Raw genomic sequence first — 19430 nt, 5'->3', positions numbered from 1 at the left:
GGATTACAGCGGCGCCGTGGTTTTTTGCCACATCACGGGCGCGTCGGTTTCGGCGGGCATTTCGGACCGCTGCAGGCGCCGGCGGCATCGCGTTCGCCGCGGTGGCGTTCGGAATGCTGGATGATCGCCGATATCAGGGCGACATCGCTGTCGACCGGGGCGTCGGCACTCGGGGCGACTTTGCGTGGGCGCGCGTTGCCTTCGAGGCGGGCCTTTGCCGGGCCGGCGCTGCGCGCCGGCGTGGATTTGACGGCGCGGCTGGCGAGCTTCGGTGCCTTGTCCACTTTTTTCTGGGCGGCAGGGCGCGCGGCGGCCGGCGCTGTCTCGGACTTGACTGGTTTTGGCCGCACGCTTTCCTGCACCGGACGTGGCGCTGCCGCCGCTGGTGGCGGCTTCGCGCCCGCCAGTTCGTGCGGCGGCAGCATGACCAGCGGTGGCGGGGCGCTGGCGAGCGTCGCGTCGCGCCCGCGCGCCGACTCGTCATTGATGACTGCCGTGCGCGGCGCTTCCATGACCGGCGCGGGCGCCGTGACCGCGGCGGGCGGCACCGAGGGCGGCACGGCAGCGTCCGCCATCATGGGCGGCGCGGCAACGATGGCAAGATCGTGCTGGACTTGCAGTTCTTGCGCTGTCCGGTGGTTGTCGTAGGCGAGCCAGGCGATGCCGCCGGCCAGGATGCCGGCCAGTGCCGCCGCCGCACCATACGACGCCAGGCGCACGCCGGACATGCGCGTGCCAGGGCGTCGCGCCGAGTCGCGTTCGAGCATCGCGAGAATATTCTCTTCCCCGACGCCACGACGCGACGACATCAGGTTTGGTCTTGTCGAGGCTGCTTGATTTTCGTCTGTAGGGCGCACGGCATACCTCCTAAGATGGACGTTCCTGCTCCGATTAGAAACAATCTGGGGAAATCCATGCTGATCTTTGTCGCACTTCTGTATTTTTGCGTGGCCTGCAGCTTGATATGGCTTGCATGCTTCCCGAGCGGACGGACATTGATCAACCAATTGATGTTTGGCATGCGCAGCCGGTTCGGGCGCATCGCCGGCTGGCGTCCCGGCCGGGCGGCGAATCTGCTGCCCGGGCGGCGCGACCTGCAGGGCCGCGTCGACTACCTCCTCAAGCACATGCGGCGCAACTGGATCGTGCTGGCGATCGTGGTGCCGGCGGTGGCGATTCCTTCCCTGCTGGCGCTGGCCTTGCGCACACCCGACATGCTGCCCGGCTACGAGCCGACCGAGGCCCTGCCCGACGCCCAGATCGCCGCACTGCTGCAGGGCGAGCAGCTGGTGCCACCAAGCGATCCGCCGCCGCTGGCCTTCAGTACCCAGGAAGTGGTGCAGGTGCGGCCGATGCTGGTCAACGCGAGCCGCAACTGGGGCCTGATGCATCCGGACTTCAGTCAACGCCTGCTGCTCGCCTTCAAGATCATGAAAGAAAAGCATGGGTATGACATGGCCTTGCTCGAAGGCTACCGCAGCCCGGCGCGCCAGGATGTATTGGCTTCGATGGGGGGCGCGGTGACCAATGCACGCGCCTTTCAGAGCTGGCACCAGTATGGCCTCGCCGCCGACTGCGCTTTCTGGCGCGACGGCAAGCTCGTGATCTCGGAAAAAGACCCCTGGGCCATGCGCGGCTACCAGCTCTACGGCGAGGTTGCCGAGCAGCTCGGCCTGACCTGGGGCGGGCGCTGGAAAATGATGGACTTTGGCCACACCGAGCTGCGCCTGCGTGGTGTGATGCGGCGTTGAACGGCCGGCCCGAGCTTGAGGAAGGTCAAATTTTCCATAGGCAATAGGTGCGAGCATTGCCTGTCAGACTTTCCCCTAACTACACACGCTCCCGCCATGGCCCGTCTCTGGAAGTTCCTCATCGACAGCCGCGTGCTTGTCGTGATTGGCATCACCGCCTGCCTCGGTATCCTGTTCCTGACCGCGGAAACTTTTGAACTTGGCCTCATCTGGGCCGTCATCACGGCGCTGGTGCTGCTGGCCCTGTGGGGCAGTTATTGGGGCTTGCGCCAGCTCTGGCGACGGCGCGCGGCGGCACGCCTGACTGACAGCCTGGCCGCCAGCAGCGACGCTGGGGCCAGCGAAAACGGCAAGAGCGAGGTGGCGGTCCTGCGCAAAAACATGATGGAGGCCATCACCACGATCAAGACCTCGAAGCTGGGCCTGACGCGCGGCGCCGCGGCGCTCTACGAGCTGCCCTGGTACATGATCATCGGTAATCCGGCGGCGGGCAAGAGCAGCGCCGTCGCCCATTCGGGCCTGACCTTCCCGATCCCCGGCAGCAAGGCGGTGCAGGGTGTGGGCGGAACCCGCAACTGCGACTGGTTTTTCACCACCGACGGTATCTTGTTGGACACCGCCGGGCGCTATTCGGTGCAGGAGGGCGACCGCGCCGAGTGGTTCAGCTTTCTCGAGCTGCTGAAAAAACACCGCCGCCGCGCGCCGATCAACGGCATCCTGATCGCGGTCAGCGTGGCCGAGCTGACGGCCGGTCCCGCCGGCGCTTCGATGGAACTGGCGAAAAGCCTGCGCACCCGGGTGCAGGAATTGACTGAACGCCTTGGCGTGTACGCACCGGTGTATGTGGTGTTCACCAAGGCCGACCTGATCGCCGGCTTCTCCGACTTCTTCCACGATGCCGAACGCACCGAGCGTGACCGCGTCTGGGGCGCGACGCTGCGCTACAACCGGCGCAGCACGCCGCAGGACGTACTGGCATTTTTCGATGCGCATTTCGACGAACTGCATGATGGCCTGAAGGAGATGAGCCTGGCGAACATGGCCGGCAACCGCAGCGCGCGCATGCGTCCCGGCGTGTTTACCTTTCCGCTTGAATTCGCGGCGATTCGCAGCCCGCTGCGCGCCTTCCTCTCGACCCTGTTCGAGGAAAACACCTATCAGTTCAAGCCGGTGTTCCGCGGCTTCTACTTCACCAGCGCGCTGCAGGAAGGGCAGGTGCAGGACCTGTCGTCCAAGCGCGTGGCCAGCCGCTTCGACCTCGAACTGAACGATCGCCAGGCGAGCGAGGCCGAAGAGCCGGGCGCCGGCGAAGGCTACTTCCTGCTCGACCTGTTCCGCAAGGTGATCTTTGCCGACAAGGACCTGGTCAAGCGCTATACCAACCCGGCCAGCGCGCGCTTGAAGTACGCCGCCTTCTTTGCCGCCACCGTGTTGCTGGGCGCGGCCCTGGGCGGCTGGAGCTGGGCCTACATGGGCAACGTGCAACTGGTCGCGAACGTGCAGGCCGACCTCGACAAGGTGATGCGGCTGCAGGAAAAACGCATCGATCTGCAGTCGCGCCTGGAGGCGCTCGACATCCTGCAGGACCGCATCGAGCAACTGGACAAGTACCGTGAAGACCAGCCGTGGGCGCTGTCGTTCGGCTTGTACCAAGGGGACAAGCTGGAGCGCAAGCTGCGCGACGAGTATTTTGCCGGTGTGCGCGCGGTGATGGTCGAGCCGGTGGCAGGAGCCCTGGAAACCATGCTGACCGAAGTGAACACGCATGCCGCCGCGCTCGATCCGAATGCCGCCGCCGCGCCGACCTCGAAACCGGGCCAGCCCTACCAGGAAGTCTCGCCAACCAATGTCGCGGACGCCTACAACGCCCTCAAGACTTACCTGATGCTGGGCGATAAGAGCCAAGCCGAGCCGGGCCACCTGAACGACCAGCTGACACGCTACTGGCGGACCTGGCTGGTCGCCAACCGCGGTGCCATGGCGCACGAGCAGATGATCCGCAGCGCCGAGCGCCTGTTGACTTTCCACCTGTCGCAAATCGATGACCAGGCGTGGCCGCAAGTGACGCTGAAACTCGGCCTGCTCGACTCCGCGCGCGAAAACCTGCGCCGGGTAGTGCGCGGTACGCCAGCGCGCGAGCGCGTCTACGCCGACATCAAGACCCGCGCCGCGACGCGCTTCCCGGCGGTGACGGTGGCGCGCATTGTCGGCGACGGCGATGCGGGACTGGTCGCCGGCAGCCATGCGGTCAGCGGCGCCTTTACCCGCGCCGCCTGGGAAAAATACGTGCTCGGCGCGATCCGCGACGCCTCGAACCGCGAGCTGCAAAGCACCGACTGGGTGCTGAAAACGGTGGCCAAGGACGACCTGACGCTCGAGGGCAGTCCGGAGCAGATCCAGAAGACCCTGGTCGACATGTACAAGGCCGAGTATGCGAAAGAGTGGGCGAAGTTCGTGCAAGGCGTGACGGTCACCGATCTGAAGGGCTTCGAAGGCAGCGTGGTCGCCATGAACCGGCTGGGCGACCCGCAGGCCTCGCCGATCGCGCGCCTTTTGAAGGCGATCTACGACGAGACTTCCTGGGACAATCCCGGCGCCGCGCGTGCCAACATGGGCAAGACCGAGCGCACGCTGGCCGCCTGGTTCAAGGAAGTCGTGCTGCGCCGCGCGCCGTCGGATGCGCGCACCCTGGCCGATGCGGTTGGCCCGCTGGCCACGGGCGCGGCAGGTACCATGGGCCCGATCGGGCGCGAATTCGCCGGCGTCGCACGCCTGGTCGGAACGCGCGAGAAGGAAGCCTCGCTGATGACGGGTTACCTCGACTGCCTGTCACGCCTGCGTACACGTTTGAACCAGCTGAAGAACCAGGGCGACCCCGGCCCCGGCGCCAAGCAGTTCATGCAGCAGACCCTGGAAGGCAGTGGCTCGGAGCTGGCCGACGCCCTGAAATACGTCGACGAGCAGATGCTGACCGGGATGAGCGACGCCCAGAAAGCAGCATTGCGTCCACTCCTGGTGCGTCCGCTGGTGCAGACCTTCGCCATGATCGTGCTGCCGTCCGAGTCGGAGATCAACAAGACCTGGCAGGCGCAGGTGGTCGACCCGTTCGAGAAGACGCTGGCCGACAAATATCCGTTCTCCCCGGGCAGCAAGATGGAGGCAACCAGCGCGGAGATTGGCCAGGTCTTTGGACCAGAGGGCGTCGTGGCGAAGTTCATCAATACCTCGATGGGACCCCTCGTCGTCAATCGCGGCAGCATGCTCACGGCGCGTACCTGGGCCGATATCGGCATCACGCTCGCGCCGCAGGCGGTGTCGGGCTTTCCGGGCTGGGTGGCGCCACTGTCGGCCAATGGTGTGGCGTCGTCGAATGGCGGACCGCCGCAGACGGTGTTCCAGTTGCAGGCGCATCCGGCACCCGGCACCACCGAGTACACGATCGACATCGACGGCCAGCAGCTGCGCTACCGGAACACGCCGCCCGCATGGACCAATATGGTGTATCCGGGTCCGGGCACAGCCGGCGCGCGGATCAGCGCCGTCACGTTCGACGGCCGTACGGTGGAGCTGTTCAACGAACCGGGCCAGTTCGGCATGCGCAAGATGATCGAAGCATCGACCCAGCAGCGCAAGAGCCCGGGCGTGAACGAACTGCGCTGGGTCAGCGGCAACCTGGCCATCGTCGTGGACTTGCGACTGGTCAGCAACGCGGCCGCTGCGAGCAATGGCAAAGGCTTCCAGGGCCTGCGCCTGCCGCCGACGATCGTCGGGCGCTCAGCCGCCGAGCCGACGATCGCCAGCCTCCCGCCAGGAGGCCAATGATGCGTGCCCCCGCCCTGGACCGCATCGGCTACTTCGGCAAGATCCCCGCGCGCAGCGATTTCGTGAAGCTGGCGCACGACGCGGCGGCCATCAGCATGCTCGACGACTGGCTTGCGGCCGTGATGCAGCGCCTGCCGTCGGACGCGCGCTGGAAGATCAATTACGATGCGATGGCGCCGGTCAGTTTCGCGTTCGTCGGCCCGGCGCGCCGTCACGCTGTCGCAGGTCACCTAGTCGCCAGCCACGACGCCCCCGGCCGGCGCTATCCCTTCCTGATGATGCGTACCCTCGATGTCGTCGACCCAAGCGCTTTTGTCTCGCGCTGCCCGCTGGCCTTCGCGCCGCTCTGGTCCTTCCTGGAAGCCGCAGCGCCCCAGGTACTGGACGCATCCGACCCGACCCTGCACCTTGCCGGCATCAGCGACGCGGCCATCACGCTGGGCGAGTGCGACGACGCACTCGCGACCTTTCTTGCCACCGATACCGTCGGTTCCTTGTCCACGCTCCTGGGTGGCGAGGACGCCAGCCGCGTCATTCTCGCGCTCGGCCTGCTGCTGCAGCCGGTCATGCACAGCAAACCGGCGCAGCTCGACAAGAGCCTGGTGCTGCCGCTGCCCGAGAATGAGGCCCTGCGCGCACCGGTGGCGGCCTTCTGGCTTGAACTGGTGGCGCCGTTCGTGCGCCGCGCCGCCTTCGACCTCGCGCTGTTTCTCACCTGTCAAGAGGAGCGGCCGGTGCTGGTGATCGGTTTTTGCGGCGCGGCGTCTCAGGCACTGCGCGGCATCATCGATCCGCTGGTTGGGCAGGAGCTGCAAGTGCGCCTGCTGGAGACCGGCTGGATCGACGAGCAGCTCGGCCTGGACGTCGACGTGCGCGCCCTGGCCAGCTACCTCGACCAGCCGCAACTGCCCCTGAAGATGGCGCGCGAACTGTTCCTGAAGACCTTCATCGGAGACGCAACGTGAGCAAACCCATTTTCATGGCCACCGTCGTGCTGGCGGCAGGCGCGGCGCATGCACAGTCGTCGGCATCTGGCGCCGCGCCGGCCACGCCAGCGGCAATCACCGCCACCGCGCCGATCGTCGTTGCCGGTACGGTGGCCGATGAAGCGGCCAAGGCCTCGCTGCTGGCGCGCCTGCGTGCGGTGTACGGCCAAGAGCGGGTTGTCGACCAGCTCGCCGTCGGCACCGTGTCGACCCCGGCCAACTGGAACGAGTATGTGGGGCGGCTGATCAACCCGAACCTGAAAATGATCAGCCGCGGCCAGCTGAAAGTCGACGGCAACACGGTCAGCCTGCGCGGTGACGTCTCCAACGAGGCGCAGCGCCAGCAGATCGCCGGCGACATCGCAACGAGCCTGAATCCGACCTACACCGTCAACAACGGCCTGCGCGTGGCCGCCTCCGAACAGAGTGTGCTCGACGCCGCGCTGGCGAATCGGATCATCGAGTTTGAATCGGGCAAGGCGGCATTGACCCCCTCGGGCATGGCGATCCTCGACCAGATGAGCGAAGCCTTGAAAAAGCTGAACGGCATCAAGGTCGAAGTGATCGGCCACACCGATAACGCCGGCTCGCGCGCAGGCAACCTGTCGCTCAGCCAGGCGCGCGCCGAAGCCGTCAAGACCTATGTCGCCGCGCGCGGTATCAGAACCGATTCGATCGCCGTGTCGGGTGAGGGACCGGATCGGCCGGTCGCGGACAACCGCACGCCTGAGGGCAAGGCACGCAATCGCCGTATCGAGTTCAAGGTCGTCCAATAAAGCCCCCCACAAAAGAAAACGCCGCCGGTATCGCTACCGGCGGCGTTATTTTTTTCGGGCTACGGCAAGGTGATCGTCACATTCGCCGCGCGCGGCGGCAGTTTGACGAGGTCGTTGTAGCTGGCCAGCGCGGTTTCCGTGTCGCTCGAGAGCTTGGCGCGAAAGCCGGCATAGCCGCCCAGGCCGGCGAGCGCAAACACCGAGATCAGTACCCACAACGACAGGTCGCTGCGCAGCGTGTTGGTGATCTGGTCGGGGCGCTCGGCATGTGGCGCGAAGCCGCGGTTCTTGCCGCGCATGCGGGCGATTTCATCGCCCAGGCGTGCCGTCAGGTAGCTCAGCTTGTCGTGACCGTCGAGCGCGTAGCGGCCTTCGAAACCGAGCAGGAGGCACATGTGGAATACTTCGAGCGCCTGCAGGTGCACGCTGCCTTTCGCGCGCAAGTCCTCGAGCCGGTGGAAGAAGTGTTCGCCGGCCAGCTGGTCGCCGAACACGCGCAGCTGCAGCGGGCGCGTTTCCCATGCTTCGCGCACTTCGTAGTTCGAGCGAAGGATGATTTCGTCGACGGCCGAGCAGAACGCGTACTTGGCGGCGGTGACGTCTTCCGCGGCCATGCCGATGGCCTTGGCGTTGCGGTCGACGTCACCCAGGAAGGCCGTCATGTGGTCGGCAAAGGCCGCCTTGTCGTGCGGGCCGCAGCCGTTTTTCAGCAGGAACAGGGCGTAGAACCCTTCGTACATCAGGTCGACCAGCGATTGCGGCGCGCTGCCTGCGGCGCCACGTGCCGGGGCCTGGACGGTGCGGCGTTCGACAAGGGCGTTCATGCCGCCACCCCGATCAGGTCGAGCTGCAGGTCGCGGATCCCGTTCGGGACAAAGATCGAGATCGCCTGGGCCTTGAGCATGTTCTCGTACAGCACACCCTTGTTCTCGAGCGCGAAATAATGGGTGTCGGGCCGGACGGGCAGGGCCGCCGGTACCTGCGGCGCGTGGATCAGCTTCACGCCGGGCAGTGCCGAGAGCACGAATTTGTCGACGTCCTGCGGCGCCCCGAGCTTGAAGCGCAGCGGCACTACGTCGATCAATTGCAGCGCCGGCATGTCGGCCGACACCGCGAGATACAGCATGGTCTGGCCGTTGATCTTGCCCGAGTCGAGTCCGCCCAGGTGATAAGACGGCCGTTCGTTCGACAGCGCAATCGAGAAGTAGCGGCTCGACACGACCGTATCGAGCAGGTCGCGCAGGATCGCGTCCAGGCGTGTGAACGCAGGGCCCGGATCGAGGTGCGAATAGGCCGGCAGGTCTTCCAGCTTGTAGCTGCGCGAATAGGCCATCAGGCCGCCTGCGAGCATCAGCAGGTCGCCGAAAAGGCGCTCCGGGTGCAGCTCCGGATGGTGCAGGTAATGCGACAGCGCCGCGTAGCCGGTGCTGGCCGTGTGCAGGAGCCAGAACGATGACATGTCGCCGCCGCGGATTTCGACCACGTTGCGGCTCGGCTCGCGCATGTGCCCGTACAGCGCATTCACCTTGGCCAACAGCTTTTCCATCAGGCGCGCGACGCCGCCGTGCAGGCCGGGCGCGCCCTCGACCGAGAGGCTCGGTGCGATGAAGCCGGGATCGACCTCGAAGCCGCCGGTGGCCACGCGCCGCAGTCGCACCAGCGGAAAGCTTTCGTAGGCGGCGAGGGCGTCGACGTCGGACACCAGGCGCACCGTCTTCTTCAGGTAGGTGATGCCGGCGTCGGCCGCGTGGGTGAACAGGTCCTGGGTATCGCGCTCGTGCTGCACGAACCGCGCGTCGTCGCGCTCTGCATCCATGTCGGCGCAGTTTTCGCCATGCGGTTTGAGCCCCGGCAGGGCGGCGTGGAAGGTGATCGACTGGGTCATTGGGGACAGGGAGCCGAGCTTGACCTGCAGCGGCAGCGCGTCGCTCTCGGGGGCGCGGACAATTTCGCCGTCGGGGAAGACCAGCGACAGCGCCTCGATGCGCAGCAAGTCGTTTGTCAAAGCCTCATGGTCGATCGCGAGGCGGCGCACGCCCCAGGCATAGGGGTGCAGGGCGCGCGCAGTCTGGTTCAGGCGCGCTTCGTGGTAGCGGTCCTGCTGCTGGAAATGCTGGGGGCGCAAAAACAGCCCTTCACCCCACAGCAGTTTCGATGGCATGTTCACTGTGTCCTCGCGAAGAAATGTTTACAGGAAAAAGTTGAGCTTGCTGGAAGGGCGTCACGCGTTCATTGACAGCGCGCAGAACCTGACGCCTTGGCGTTGGAGGCGCTCGGTTTGGCGCCGGCACCTGGCGACAACGCGCAGGCTTGCAGGGCCACCGTCACGCCGGCGTTCTCGGCGTCGGCGGCGGCGAAGGACATGCGCCAACGCTGCGGCGCCGGCGAACGAAACAGCGCCACGATGCCCACGAAAGCCGCATCGCGCGGCACCTTCTCGATGACCTCGTAGCGCTGGCCCGGCACCAGCGTCACATCCTTGACCTCGACCAGGTCGGCGCCAAACGCTTCACGATCGAGCCCCGGTGTCAGGAAGGTGGAATACGGAGCCGCTTCAAAGGCCGCGTTCTGACGCAGGGTGTAGACGCGGGCGACGAGCGCCAGCGGGCGGCCCTGGGCGTCGGTGTTGAGCTTGGGCGCCGCGTGCAGGCGCAAGGCGATGCTGCGCGGCGGCTTGAACGCCTCGGCCTGGGAGGCCTTGCGCATCCCTGTGGCTTCGAGTGTGCGCCCTGCGAGGCCGTCGCCGGCGCAGCCCGGGAGGCTGGCGGCAAGGAGGAGCAGGAAGGTAACGGATGGAGCTTTCATCGATTTCTTGCCTCTCGTAAATAACGCCAGCGCTCATTTAACAGCAACCCCACGCGTTGCGTCTGCGCCGGCGCAAGCCCAACAGCCTTCGCACGGCCATGGTTCGACCTGTGCTGTTGTTGACTAGTCGCAACTCTCGCGAAATTGCTTCCCGAATAATGGCTGCTGGTTCAACGTACTGGAGAGCGAAATGAAGTTCACACGACTGATGCCGGCCATGGCGTGCATCGCACTGCTGTCTGCCTGCGCCACCACCGGCGACGGGTCGGGCAGCGTGCCGAAGGGTGCGACGATGGCCGCTTCCATCGCCGCAGCCGACGCCGCCGTCGCCGCCGGCCAATCCGACAAGGCCTACGCTCTGCTGAAGAGCGCGGGCCAGGTCTTCCCGGCCGACAAGACCCCATGGGTACGCATGGCCCAGATGCGCTTCGACGCCAAGAATTACGGCGAAGCGATCGTCGACGCGCTCCAGGCGATCGAGCGCGATCCGGACGACACGATTGCCAACAGCATTGCCGCGGTCAGCGGCCTGCGCGTGTCGAGCAAGGCGCTGGCCGAGCTGACGCGCAAGAACAAATTGAACGGCAACGTGAAAACCGAGGCGGAGGAGCTCGCCAAGCTGCTGCGCACGAGCCTGGGCGAAGACGTGCTGATCCCGAGCAGTGCAAGGAAGCCTCCTCCAGCCCGGACCAAGCAGTCCGCAACGACCACCGCGACCGCACCCAAATCCGGTTCAAGCTCAAGCGACCCGTTCGGCGCGCTCAAATAAACCTCGCGGGCCGGCGCCCGCCGGCCTGTCATCCCTTGGAGCAGCCATGGCAAAAAGTGAAAGCGTGCAGAAACGCTTGCAGAAGGTGCGCGCGCCGCGTGTGCAGATGACATACGACGTCGAGATCGGCGACGCCATCGAAAACAAGGAGCTGCCTTTTGTCGTCGGGGTGCTCGGCGACTTCGGCAACGACCCGAACGCCGAAAAGAAGCGCCTGAAGGACCGCAAGTTCGTCAACGTCGACGCCTCGAATTTCGACGAAGTGCTGGGTGGCGTGGCGCCGAGCGTGCAGTTCCGCGTCGATAACCACCTGTCGGAAGAGGGCGGTCAGTTCGGCGTGCAGCTGCAGTTCCGCGAGATGGCAGATTTTCGTCCCGAAGCCGTGGTGCAGCAGGTGGCGCCATTGAAAGGCCTGCTGGAAGCGCGCACCAAGCTGGCCGACTTGCGCAACAAGCTGGCCGGGAACGACAAGCTCGACGACATCCTGAGCGAGGTGCTCGGCAATACCGAAAAGCTCGAAGGCTTGCGCAAGACGGAGGACAAATAAATGGCGGCGATTCTCGAACAGGCGGCGAAATCTACACCCGCCCTGGAGCTGGACAATTCCCTGCTCGACCAGATCGTCGAGCAAAGCCGCGTGGCCGCTTCGCCCAGCGAGCATGAGCGTGCGCGCGACCTGATCTCCGAACTCGTCACCCAGGTGATGTCGGGCACGATGGTCGTGTCGAACAACCTGTCGGCGATGATCGACGCGCGCCTGGCGGAGCTCGACCGCATGATCTCGACGCAGCTGTCGGCCGTCATGCACGCCCCCGAATTCCAGAAGCTCGAACGCAGCTGGACCGGCCTGCAATACCTGGTAAAGAACTCGTCGACCAGCTCCGGCCTGCAGATCCGCATGCTCAACGCCAGCAAGCGCGAGCTGGTGAAGGATTTCCAGGCCGCCCTCGAATTCGACCAGAGCTCGCTCTTCAAGAAAATTTATGAGGAGGAGTTCGGCACCTTCGGCGGCGCGCCGTACGGTGCGCTGGTGGGCGACTTCGAAATGAGCCGCCAGCCCGAGGACATGTACTTCCTCGAGCAGATGTCGCACGTGGCCGCGGCCAGCCATGCGCCTTTTATCGCATCGGCCGGGCCCGAGCTGTTCGGCGTCGAGAGCTTCGGCGACCTGGGCAAACCGCGCGACCTGGCGAAAGTCTTCGACACGGTCGAATACGCGAAGTGGAAAGCGTTCCGCGAGTCCGAGGATGCGCGTTACGTGGGCCTCACACTGCCGCGCTTTCTCGGCCGCCTGCCGTACAACCCGGTCGACGGCATGACGACCGAAGGCTTCAACTATGTGGAGGACGTGGACGGCACGGACCACAGCAAATACCTATGGTGCAACGCCAGTTACGCTTTTGCCTCGAAGCTGACGCGCGCGTTCGAGGACTACGGCTGGTGCGCGGCGATTCGCGGCGTCGAAGGCGGCGGGTTAGTGGAAAACCTGCCGACCCACACCTTCAAGACCGACGAGGGCGAGGTCGCGCTGAAATGCCCGACCGAGGTGGCGATTACGGACCGCCGCGAGAAGGAGTTGTCGGACCTGGGCTTCATCTCGCTGGTGCACTGCAAGAACACTTCGTACGCGGCGTTCTTCGGTGCGCAGTCGGCGCAGAAGGCGAAGAAGTACACCAACGAAGCGGCCAATGCCAATGCGATGCTGTCCTCGCAACTGCAGTACATCTTCGCCGTCTCGCGCATCGCCCACTACATGAAGGCCATGATGCGCGACAAAATCGGCAGCTTCGCCGCCGCCTCGAATGTCGAGGACTACCTGAACCGCTGGCTGACCCAGTACGTCCTCCTCGACGACAACGCCAGCCAGGAACAGAAGGCGCAGTTCCCGCTGCGCGAAGCGAGCGTGCAGGTGTCGGAGGTGCCGGGCCGTCCCGGCTGCTACCGCGCCGTGTCCTTCCTGCGTCCGCACTTCCAGCTTGATGAATTGTCCGTTTCTCTCCGACTGGTCGCGGAGTTGCCGCAGTCGACCAAAAGCTAAAACACCTTTTAACCTGAACTGGAGTAAGCAAACATGGCAATTGACGTATATCTGCAAATCGATGGCATCAAGGGCGAATCGATGGACGACAAGCACAAGGACTGGATCGAGTGCACCTCGGTGAATTGGGGCGTGAGCCAGCCACGTTCGGCCACTGCTTCGACCGGTGGCGGCCACACCGCCGAGCGTTGCGAGCACAAGGAAGTCGTGTTTACCAAGCTGGCCGACCTGGCCTCGCCCATCCTGCTGCAGACCTGCTCGGCCGGCAAGACCATCCCGAAAGCCAAGCTGGAATTCATGCGTGCCGACGGCCAGGGCGAGCGCATCAAGTACTTCGAGATCGAACTGGAAAACGTCCTGATCGGCGCGATCATGCCGGCAGTCCAGGAAGGCTCGATCATCCAGGAGAAAGTCGGCCTGAAGTTCTCGAAGATCAAGTGGAAGTACACCCAGCAGAAGGTCAGCGGCGGCGCCGGCGGCAATACTTCGGGCGGTTGGGACCTGGCGACGAACAAGATCGCCTGATCAGCAGCAGGGCGCGCGGCCTTCCGGGTGGCGCGTCCGTTTCCTCCCAGGAGACTCCATGAAAGGCTTCACCCCCGGCCTGCTCGACCGCCTGATGGACGAGCGCAACCCGCCGGGCAGCACCCCCGCCGCGGCGGCGCAAAGTTTGAGCCTCGACCAGATCAAGGATCATGTGGCGCGCGACCTCGAAGCCTTGCTCAACACGCGCGCCGCGCTGCCGGCATCGCTTTTCGAACGCTTTCCGCTTGCGCGCGCGTCGATCATGAATTACGGGCTGGTCGATTTCGCCGGCTTCTGCCTGACCAGCGACGAAGACCGCGCGGCGATTTGCGCCAGCCTGGAGGCGGCCATCGAAACCCACGAGCCGCGCCTGAAAGACGTCAGCGCCAGCCTCGAACTGAGCGGGGACCGCGTCAACCGGCTCGACTTCGCGATCCACGCGCGGCTCGAGCTCGACGCCGGCGGCGACAGCGTCGACTTCAGCGCCGTGCTGCAGCCCTCGTCGCTGCACTACGCGATCAGGAAAGCAGCCAGAGCGCGCACGCCCGGCGGCAAGCGCTAGCCGTTTAAAAATACCGACACAAAGGACGCGACACGCATGGACATCAACCTCAAGACCCTGATCGGCAAACTGAACGACACCACGCGCAGCGCAGCCACGCGCGCGGCGAATATTTGCGTCGGACTGGGCCAGTACGAAGTCGATATCGAGCACCTGTTCCTGGCGCTGCTCGAGCAGCCCGATTGCGACGTGGTCGTCGCCGCGCGCGCCTGCGACATCAGCCTCTCCGGCCTGGAAGCGGACCTGCGCCACGAAGTGGCGCGCTTTGCCAGCGGCAGCGCGCGTACGCCGGTCTTTTCGAAGCACCTGCCGATGCTGCTCGAGCATGCCTGGCTGATCGCCTCGCTTGGCACAGGCGGGCCGAATACCATTCGCAGCGGCCACCTGTTATTGGCCTTGTTGACCGAACCGAGCCTGGCGCAGCTGGCCCAGCGTGGCTCGCGCCTGTTCTCCGAGTTTCCACTCGAGCGCCTGAAGCATGATTTCGACAAGCTCACGCGCGGCTCGGGTGAGGCGGCCGCCCCTGCTTCCTGCATGACGCAGGGGCAGGGCGGCGACCCGGTGGGCGAGCTGGAAGCCCAGGCGTCCGGCAAGACGCCGGCGCTCGACCAGTTCACCACCTGCCTGACTGGCCGGGCCCGTGAAGGCAAGGTCGATCCGGTGATCGGGCGCGATCCGGAGATCCGCCAGGCGATCGACATCCTGATGCGGCGCCGCCAGAACAATCCGATCCTGACCGGCGAAGCGGGCGTCGGCAAGACGGCCGTGGTCGAAGGACTGGCGCTGCGCATCGTGCAGGGCGACGTGCCGGAAGTGCTGCGCGGGGTCGAGATCCACACGCTCGACATGGGCCTGCTGCAGGCCGGCGCCAGCGTGAAAGGCGAATTCGAAAACCGGTTGAAGAACGTGATCGACGAAGTCAAGAAGAGCCCGCACGCCATCATCCTCTTCATCGACGAAGCGCACACGATGATCGGCGCCGGCGGCGCGGCCGGCCAGAACGACGCCGCCAACCTCCTCAAGCCCGCGCTGGCACGCGGCGAACTGCGCACGATCGCCGCCACCACCTGGAGCGAGTACAAGAAGTATTTCGAAAAGGACGCGGCGCTGGCGCGGCGCTTCCAGGTCATCAAGGTCGAGGAGCCGGACGAGGAGACCGCCTGCGCCATGCTGCGCGCGATGGCGCCGCTGATGGAAAAGCATTTCGGCGTGCGCGTCTACGACGAAGCCATTACGGAAGCGGTACGCCTGTCGCACCGCTACATCAGCGGCCGCCAGCTGCCGGATAAAGCGATCAGCGTGCTGGACACAGCCTGCGCCAAGGTGGCGCTGGGCCAGAGCGCAACCCCGGCGCTGCTGGAAACCTGCATGCGCCGCATCGAGTGCATCGACGCCCAGATCGCCTCGCTCGAACGCGAGCAGAGCGCCGGCGGGGAGCACGGCGTGCGCCTGCAGGCGCTGCGCGCCGAGCGTGCGCTTGCGCTGACGGAACAGGAGCGCCTGACCGCGCGCTGGGACCAGGAACGCGTGTTGACGGCCGATATCGGGCGCATGCGCGGCGAACTGGAGGCCGGCTGTGGCGATACCCCAGGCTTGCGCGCGCTGGTCGACGAGCTGCGTGCATTGCAGGGCGAGGCGCCGCTGGTGCCGGTGCAGGTCGATGGCCATACGATAGCGGGCATCGTCGCCGGCTGGACCGGCATTCCACTCGGGCGCATGGTGAGGGACGAAATCAAGACCGTGCTGCAGTTGCAGTCGCTGCTGGACGAACGCATCCTCGGCCAGTCGCACGCCACTGCCGCGGTGGCCCAGCGCGTGCGCACCGCGCGCGCCAACCTGGACGACCCAAACAAGCCAAAGGGCGTGTTCCTGTTCGTCGGCACCTCGGGGGTGGGCAAGACCGAGACCGCGCTGGCGCTGGCCGACCTGCTGTATGGCGGCGAGCGCAAACTCATTAGCATCAACATGAGCGAATACCAGGAGGCGCACAGCGTCTCCGGCCTGAAAGGATCGCCGCCAGGCTATGTCGGCTATGGCGAAGGTGGCGTACTGACCGAGGCGGTGCGGCGCAACCCGTACAGCGTGGTGCTGTTGGATGAAGTCGAAAAAGCCCATCCGGACGTGCTCGAATTGTTCTTCCAGGTGTTCGACAAGGGCGTGCTGGACGATGCCGAAGGGCGCCAGATCGATTTCCGCAACACGATCATCATCCTCACCTCGAACACGGCGTCTTCCACCATGATGGGAGCCTGCCTGAACAAGTCGCCGGCCGAGATGCCGAAGCCGGAGCAGCTGCTTGACGCGATTCGTCCGCAGCTGATGAAACAGTTCAAGCCGGCCTTCCTGGGCCGCCTGGCGACGGTTCCGTTCTATCCGATCGCCGACGAGGTGCTGGCCAATATCATCCGCCTGAAACTGAACCGCATCGGCCAGCGCGTGCGTGACAACCATGGCGCGACCTTCGAGTACGACGAGGCGCTGGTGAACGCCGTGCTGGCGCGCTGCACCGAAGTCGATTCGGGGGCACGCAATGTCGACACCATCCTCAATGGCACACTGCTGCCCGAGATCGCCGACAGCGTGCTGGCGCAGATGGCCGAAGGTGGGGCGATCGCGCGCATCAAGGTCGGCGCGACCAAAGCAGGCAAGTTCAAGTATGCGATCGAAGCCGCTTAAGGGAGACGCGATGTTCACGGTTGAACAGCTACTCAATCCCGTCACGGCAAACGCGCCGTGCGGCGAAGACCTCGCGTTCTCGCCCGAACTGGACGCCATCGCGCAGGCGCGCAAGGCCGACGATCCCTCGATCGAGCAGGGCGCCTGGGTCACGACGCTGAAGGAAGCGGACTGGAAGTTCGTCGCCAAACGCTGCGCCCAGCTGCTGGAAACGCGCAGCAAGGACTTGCAGCTGGCGGTCTGGCTGGCCGAGGCCAGCGCCAAAACGGGCGGGTTGCGCGCCCTGGGCGACGCGCTGCTGGTGGTCGCCGCGCTGTGCGAACGCTATTGGGACGGCCTGTATCCGCAGCCCGACGAAGACGGCTTCGAACGGCGCATCGGCAACCTGTGCTGGATCGCGGCGCGCGTGCCGCAACTGGTGACCGAATGCCCGGTAACCGAAGACGCGGGCGTGTCGATGCGTGACATCGAGGCGGCGCGTGCCCATGGCGCCGAGGCGATTGCCAACGTCGAAGCGGCGCGCAGCCGCAGCTCGAAGGCGTACCAGGAGGCCTTGCTGGACGACTGCCGGCACTGTCTCTCGGCCCTGGGCGAACTGGAAAAGGCGGTCGATGCACGCCTGGAGGCAGACGGTCCCAGCTTCAGCGGCGCGCGCACGGCGCTGCAGAACCTGGCCCACTTCGTCACGCCGGCTGCGAGCGCGACGGGTGTCGTGCCGGCGGCTGCGGCGCCCGGCGCGTGGCCGGCAAGCGCCATCGTCCCGGCGCTTGCCGGATTGCCGGTGTACGCCGGCGCCATCGCCAGCCGCGCACAGGCACTTGGCCAACTGCGGGCAGTCGCTGACTTCTTCCGGCAGACAGAACCGCACAGTCCGGTCGCCTACTTGGCCGAGAAGGCAGCCAAATGGGGTGAGCAGCCGCTGCACCTGTGGCTGAAAACGGTCGTGAAAGATGCGGGCGCGCTGGCCCATGTCGAGGAATTGCTGGGGATCGTGAAGGAAGACTAGATCGGGATGAAATATTCTTTCACCGACAGGCTCAAGATGAAAGAATATTCCAGGGCGGCGCGAGCCGCCCTGTTTGCGTTAACCGCCTGCGCTATCTACGCGCCGGCAATGACAAGGCTTACTGTGGAGGCTGGCCGCCCGGTTGCGTATCTGCCTTTGCGCCGGGCGCCGCCTTGTCCGCGCCGGTATTGACCATCGACGCCGCCTTGGCCATCTTCTCCTCGACATTCTTGACGGCGTCGCGCGTGGCTTGCGTCACCTGCTCATAGCCCTTGAAGGCATTGTCGATCGCGGACTTGATGATCTCGACCGCGTTCTCCGAACCCGGCTTGACGTTTTGGGTGACGTCGTAGATCAGCGCCGAGAGCGTACTTTTTGCTTCGGCCACGTGGACGTCGGCAGCGCGGCGGAATTCGCCTTGCATCTCCTCGATAATCACCTTCATCTGGTCGCGGTACTCGACGCTGCCGGCCATATCCGGGCTCATGCGCGCCGACAGCGCGTCGAAGGCGGCGCGGGCGTCCTGCGCCTGGGAGATGTCGCGGCTGGCCGCGAGCGTCTTGTCCATGGTGCTGCGTGCAGTGGCCATGTTCAGGGCCACCACCTGTTCCAATCCCTTGACGGTCTTGTTGGCAAGCATGTCAAAGGTCTGCATTTGCAAGTCAAACAGGGTTTTGGTAGCGGATGCGAATTGTTCGGGACTCGTGAACATCAATGTCTCCTCGATTCTAATGAATACTGCGATGGACGACCTGCGGGGCTAACAAGACCTATTATTTAACAACGATGAGCTTTTCGCAACGGCTGTCCCGATACGGACCGGCGCCGCGCTCCCAGCCAGGGCCGAGCGGCGTCTGCGAACAGGCCAGGGCGCTTGTGGTTTTACTGCGCCACTGGAACCAGGGTGCGGGTTTCGCCGCGGCGCTCGCGAGAAAGCCTGCAAGGACAACGCCGACAATGCGTGCGGAGAGTTTCATCGTAGCCCGAGCATAGCCTCTTCGACAGCGCAGTCAAGGAGTTTGTCCTGTGGCCCGGGTAACGGCTATACGCGGGACGGACGCGCAAAAGCAAAACGCCGCAATCCTTTTGCAAAGATTGCGGCGTTTTGCGCCTGGCTGACCAGAAAACCTTGGTGCCCACGGAGGGACTCGAACCCCCACACCTTGCGGCACACGGACCTGAACCGTGCGCGTCTACCAATTCCGCCACGTGGGCACTGCGATTACGATATTGCCATTCCAACGATACGACAAAATAGTGCGGAGTTAAAACCAGTAGATGGTGCCCACGGAGGGACTCGAACCCCCACACCTTGCGGCACACGGACCTGAACCGTGCGCGTCTACCAATTCCGCCACGTGGGCACTGGTACTGCTTACAACGATACAACAAACAGCATGATGCGGAGATAATGCCAGTAGATGGTGCCCACGGAGGGACTCGAACCCCCACACCTTGCGGCACACGGACCTGAACCGTGCGCGTCTACCAATTCCGCCACGTGGGCATTGTTACTGCTTGCAACTGAAGCTGATACAATATCAGGCTTTCCTGTTTTTCGCTAGATCAACTTTCGCTGCCCCGGCGCAGGACTTCCTGATATTGCCCCCGCTTTTCTTCGCTCCGACATTACTGTCCTTGCGAAAGAGCCGAGATTATAGCGGAAGGTTTGCAAAAGTCAAAGACCCGTCCGCTGCCCCGGGAAGCCCGGCAC

General features: G+C 64.9%; 17 protein-coding genes and 3 tRNA genes. 11 read left to right on the top strand and 9 right to left on the bottom strand.

What is annotated here, in order from left to right:
- Nucleotides 1-32: 32 nt before the first annotated feature.
- Nucleotides 33-809 carry a hypothetical protein gene (locus ACHAC9_RS18130; protein WP_435761917.1) on the bottom strand — a complete coding sequence of 259 codons (777 nt, stop codon included), beginning with the start codon at nt 807-809 and terminating at the stop codon, nt 33-35.
- Between the two features lie 105 nt (nt 810-914).
- Between ACHAC9_RS18130 and ACHAC9_RS18125 the strand changes: the two genes are divergently transcribed.
- The 4 genes from ACHAC9_RS18125 (at nt 915) to ACHAC9_RS18110 (ending at nt 7335) form a co-directional block, all read left to right on the top strand.
- Nucleotides 915-1751, top strand: a complete 837-nt coding sequence (locus ACHAC9_RS18125; protein WP_435761916.1) for a M15 family metallopeptidase — start codon at nt 915-917, stop codon at nt 1749-1751.
- A gap of 96 nt (nt 1752-1847) precedes the next feature.
- Complete coding sequence (gene tssM / locus ACHAC9_RS18120) at nt 1848-5573, top strand: type VI secretion system membrane subunit TssM (protein ID WP_435761914.1); 3726 nt, start codon at nt 1848-1850, stop codon at nt 5571-5573.
- The gene (gene tagF / locus ACHAC9_RS18115) at nt 5570-6538 is read left to right on the top strand and encodes a type VI secretion system-associated protein TagF (RefSeq protein WP_435761912.1); all 969 of its coding nucleotides are present in this window, start codon (nt 5570-5572) and stop codon (nt 6536-6538) included. The genes tssM and tagF overlap by 4 nt, the downstream gene beginning before the upstream one ends.
- A gap of 14 nt (nt 6539-6552) precedes the next feature.
- Nucleotides 6553-7335 (top strand): OmpA family protein, encoded by a 783-nt coding sequence (locus ACHAC9_RS18110; protein WP_435761947.1) that lies wholly within the window; start codon nt 6553-6555, stop codon nt 7333-7335.
- Between the two features lie 59 nt (nt 7336-7394).
- On the opposite strand, the gene icmH is transcribed toward ACHAC9_RS18110, so the two are convergent.
- From icmH to tssJ, 3 genes are all read right to left on the bottom strand, one after another.
- Nucleotides 7395-8159 carry a type IVB secretion system protein IcmH/DotU gene (gene icmH / locus ACHAC9_RS18105; RefSeq protein WP_435761910.1) on the bottom strand — a complete coding sequence of 255 codons (765 nt, stop codon included), beginning with the start codon at nt 8157-8159 and terminating at the stop codon, nt 7395-7397.
- Nucleotides 8156-9502, bottom strand: a complete 1347-nt coding sequence (gene tssK, locus ACHAC9_RS18100) for a type VI secretion system baseplate subunit TssK (protein ID WP_435761908.1) — start codon at nt 9500-9502, stop codon at nt 8156-8158. Before tssK ends, icmH begins: the two co-directional genes overlap by 4 nt.
- Nucleotides 9503-9564: 62 nt before the next feature.
- On the bottom strand, nt 9565-10140 hold the full coding sequence (tssJ, locus tag ACHAC9_RS18095) for a type VI secretion system lipoprotein TssJ (RefSeq protein ID WP_435761906.1): 576 nt from the start codon (nt 10138-10140) through the stop codon (nt 9565-9567).
- Nucleotides 10141-10330: 190 nt separating this feature from the next.
- On the opposite strand from tssJ, the gene ACHAC9_RS18090 reads away from it, so the two are divergent.
- Genes ACHAC9_RS18090 through tssA form a run of 7 tightly spaced genes read left to right on the top strand, consistent with a single transcriptional unit; the run spans nt 10331 to nt 17716 of the window.
- A complete protein-coding gene (locus tag ACHAC9_RS18090) occupies nt 10331-10909 on the top strand; it encodes a tetratricopeptide repeat protein (protein ID WP_435761904.1) in 579 nt (192 codons plus the stop codon).
- A 46-nt stretch (nt 10910-10955) separates the two neighbouring features.
- Entirely contained in the window at nt 10956-11456 is a 501-nt protein-coding gene (tssB, locus tag ACHAC9_RS18085) for a type VI secretion system contractile sheath small subunit (protein WP_435761902.1), read from the top strand.
- Nucleotides 11457-12947: a type VI secretion system contractile sheath large subunit gene (gene tssC, locus ACHAC9_RS18080; protein ID WP_435761900.1), complete on the top strand. Its 1491-nt coding sequence runs from the start codon at nt 11457-11459 to the stop codon at nt 12945-12947.
- Between the two features lie 33 nt (nt 12948-12980).
- Nucleotides 12981-13472 (top strand): Hcp family type VI secretion system effector, encoded by a 492-nt coding sequence (locus ACHAC9_RS18075; RefSeq protein ID WP_435761898.1) that lies wholly within the window; start codon nt 12981-12983, stop codon nt 13470-13472.
- Between the two features lie 58 nt (nt 13473-13530).
- Nucleotides 13531-14034 carry a type VI secretion system baseplate subunit TssE gene (tssE, locus tag ACHAC9_RS18070; RefSeq protein ID WP_435761896.1) on the top strand — a complete coding sequence of 168 codons (504 nt, stop codon included), beginning with the start codon at nt 13531-13533 and terminating at the stop codon, nt 14032-14034.
- Nucleotides 14035-14070: 36 nt separating this feature from the next.
- Nucleotides 14071-16710 carry a type VI secretion system ATPase TssH gene (gene tssH, locus ACHAC9_RS18065; protein WP_435761894.1) on the top strand — a complete coding sequence of 880 codons (2640 nt, stop codon included), beginning with the start codon at nt 14071-14073 and terminating at the stop codon, nt 16708-16710.
- Between the two features lie 10 nt (nt 16711-16720).
- Nucleotides 16721-17716, top strand: a complete 996-nt coding sequence (tssA, locus tag ACHAC9_RS18060; protein ID WP_435761892.1) for a type VI secretion system protein TssA — start codon at nt 16721-16723, stop codon at nt 17714-17716.
- A gap of 118 nt (nt 17717-17834) precedes the next feature.
- Here tssA and phaP read toward each other — a convergent pair whose 3' ends face one another.
- From phaP to ACHAC9_RS18035, 5 genes are all read right to left on the bottom strand, one after another.
- Nucleotides 17835-18428 (bottom strand): TIGR01841 family phasin, encoded by a 594-nt coding sequence (phaP, locus tag ACHAC9_RS18055; protein WP_435761890.1) that lies wholly within the window; start codon nt 18426-18428, stop codon nt 17835-17837.
- Nucleotides 18429-18489: 61 nt separating this feature from the next.
- Nucleotides 18490-18693: a hypothetical protein gene (locus ACHAC9_RS18050; RefSeq protein ID WP_435761888.1), complete on the bottom strand. Its 204-nt coding sequence runs from the start codon at nt 18691-18693 to the stop codon at nt 18490-18492.
- Nucleotides 18694-18846: 153 nt separating this feature from the next.
- A tRNA-Leu gene (locus tag ACHAC9_RS18045) sits at nt 18847-18931 on the bottom strand.
- 64 nt (nt 18932-18995) lie between these two features.
- Nucleotides 18996-19080 (bottom strand) — tRNA-Leu (locus tag ACHAC9_RS18040).
- 58 nt (nt 19081-19138) lie between these two features.
- Nucleotides 19139-19223 (bottom strand) — tRNA-Leu (locus ACHAC9_RS18035).
- Between the last annotated feature and the right edge of the window lie 207 nt (nt 19224-19430).

It is taken from the genome of Massilia sp. CMS3.1 (assembly GCF_051262535.1).
In the GTDB taxonomy this organism is placed as follows: Bacteria; Pseudomonadota; Gammaproteobacteria; order Burkholderiales; family Burkholderiaceae_D; genus Telluria.
The sequence above is the reverse complement of the archived record's forward strand: the minus strand, read 5'-3'. Positions and strand labels throughout refer to the sequence as shown.

Excerpts from the sequence above, each read along its gene's own strand:
- ACHAC9_RS18125 (WP_435761916.1), top strand. The coding sequence starts at position 915 with ATGCTGATCTTTGTCGCACTTCTGTATTTTTGCGTGGCCTGCAGCTTG.
- ACHAC9_RS18110 (WP_435761947.1), top strand. The coding sequence starts at position 6,553 with ATGGCCACCGTCGTGCTGGCGGCAGGCGCGGCGCATGCACAGTCGTCG.
- ACHAC9_RS18090 (WP_435761904.1), top strand. The coding sequence starts at position 10,331 with ATGAAGTTCACACGACTGATGCCGGCCATGGCGTGCATCGCACTGCTG.
- tagF (WP_435761912.1), top strand. The coding sequence starts at position 5,570 with ATGATGCGTGCCCCCGCCCTGGACCGCATCGGCTACTTCGGCAAGATC.
- tssJ (WP_435761906.1), bottom strand. The coding sequence starts at position 10,140 with ATGAAAGCTCCATCCGTTACCTTCCTGCTCCTCCTTGCCGCCAGCCTC.
- tssE (WP_435761896.1), top strand. The coding sequence starts at position 13,531 with ATGAAAGGCTTCACCCCCGGCCTGCTCGACCGCCTGATGGACGAGCGC.
- icmH (WP_435761910.1), bottom strand. The coding sequence starts at position 8,159 with ATGAACGCCCTTGTCGAACGCCGCACCGTCCAGGCCCCGGCACGTGGC.
- tssB (WP_435761902.1), top strand. The coding sequence starts at position 10,956 with ATGGCAAAAAGTGAAAGCGTGCAGAAACGCTTGCAGAAGGTGCGCGCG.
- tssH (WP_435761894.1), top strand. The coding sequence starts at position 14,071 with ATGGACATCAACCTCAAGACCCTGATCGGCAAACTGAACGACACCACG.
- tssA (WP_435761892.1), top strand. The coding sequence starts at position 16,721 with ATGTTCACGGTTGAACAGCTACTCAATCCCGTCACGGCAAACGCGCCG.
- phaP (WP_435761890.1), bottom strand. The coding sequence starts at position 18,428 with ATGTTCACGAGTCCCGAACAATTCGCATCCGCTACCAAAACCCTGTTT.
- ACHAC9_RS18050 (WP_435761888.1), bottom strand. The coding sequence starts at position 18,693 with ATGAAACTCTCCGCACGCATTGTCGGCGTTGTCCTTGCAGGCTTTCTC.
- tssM (WP_435761914.1), top strand. The coding sequence starts at position 1,848 with ATGGCCCGTCTCTGGAAGTTCCTCATCGACAGCCGCGTGCTTGTCGTG.
- tssC (WP_435761900.1), top strand. The coding sequence starts at position 11,457 with ATGGCGGCGATTCTCGAACAGGCGGCGAAATCTACACCCGCCCTGGAG.
- ACHAC9_RS18130 (WP_435761917.1), bottom strand. The coding sequence starts at position 809 with ATGTCGTCGCGTCGTGGCGTCGGGGAAGAGAATATTCTCGCGATGCTC.
- ACHAC9_RS18075 (WP_435761898.1), top strand. The coding sequence starts at position 12,981 with ATGGCAATTGACGTATATCTGCAAATCGATGGCATCAAGGGCGAATCG.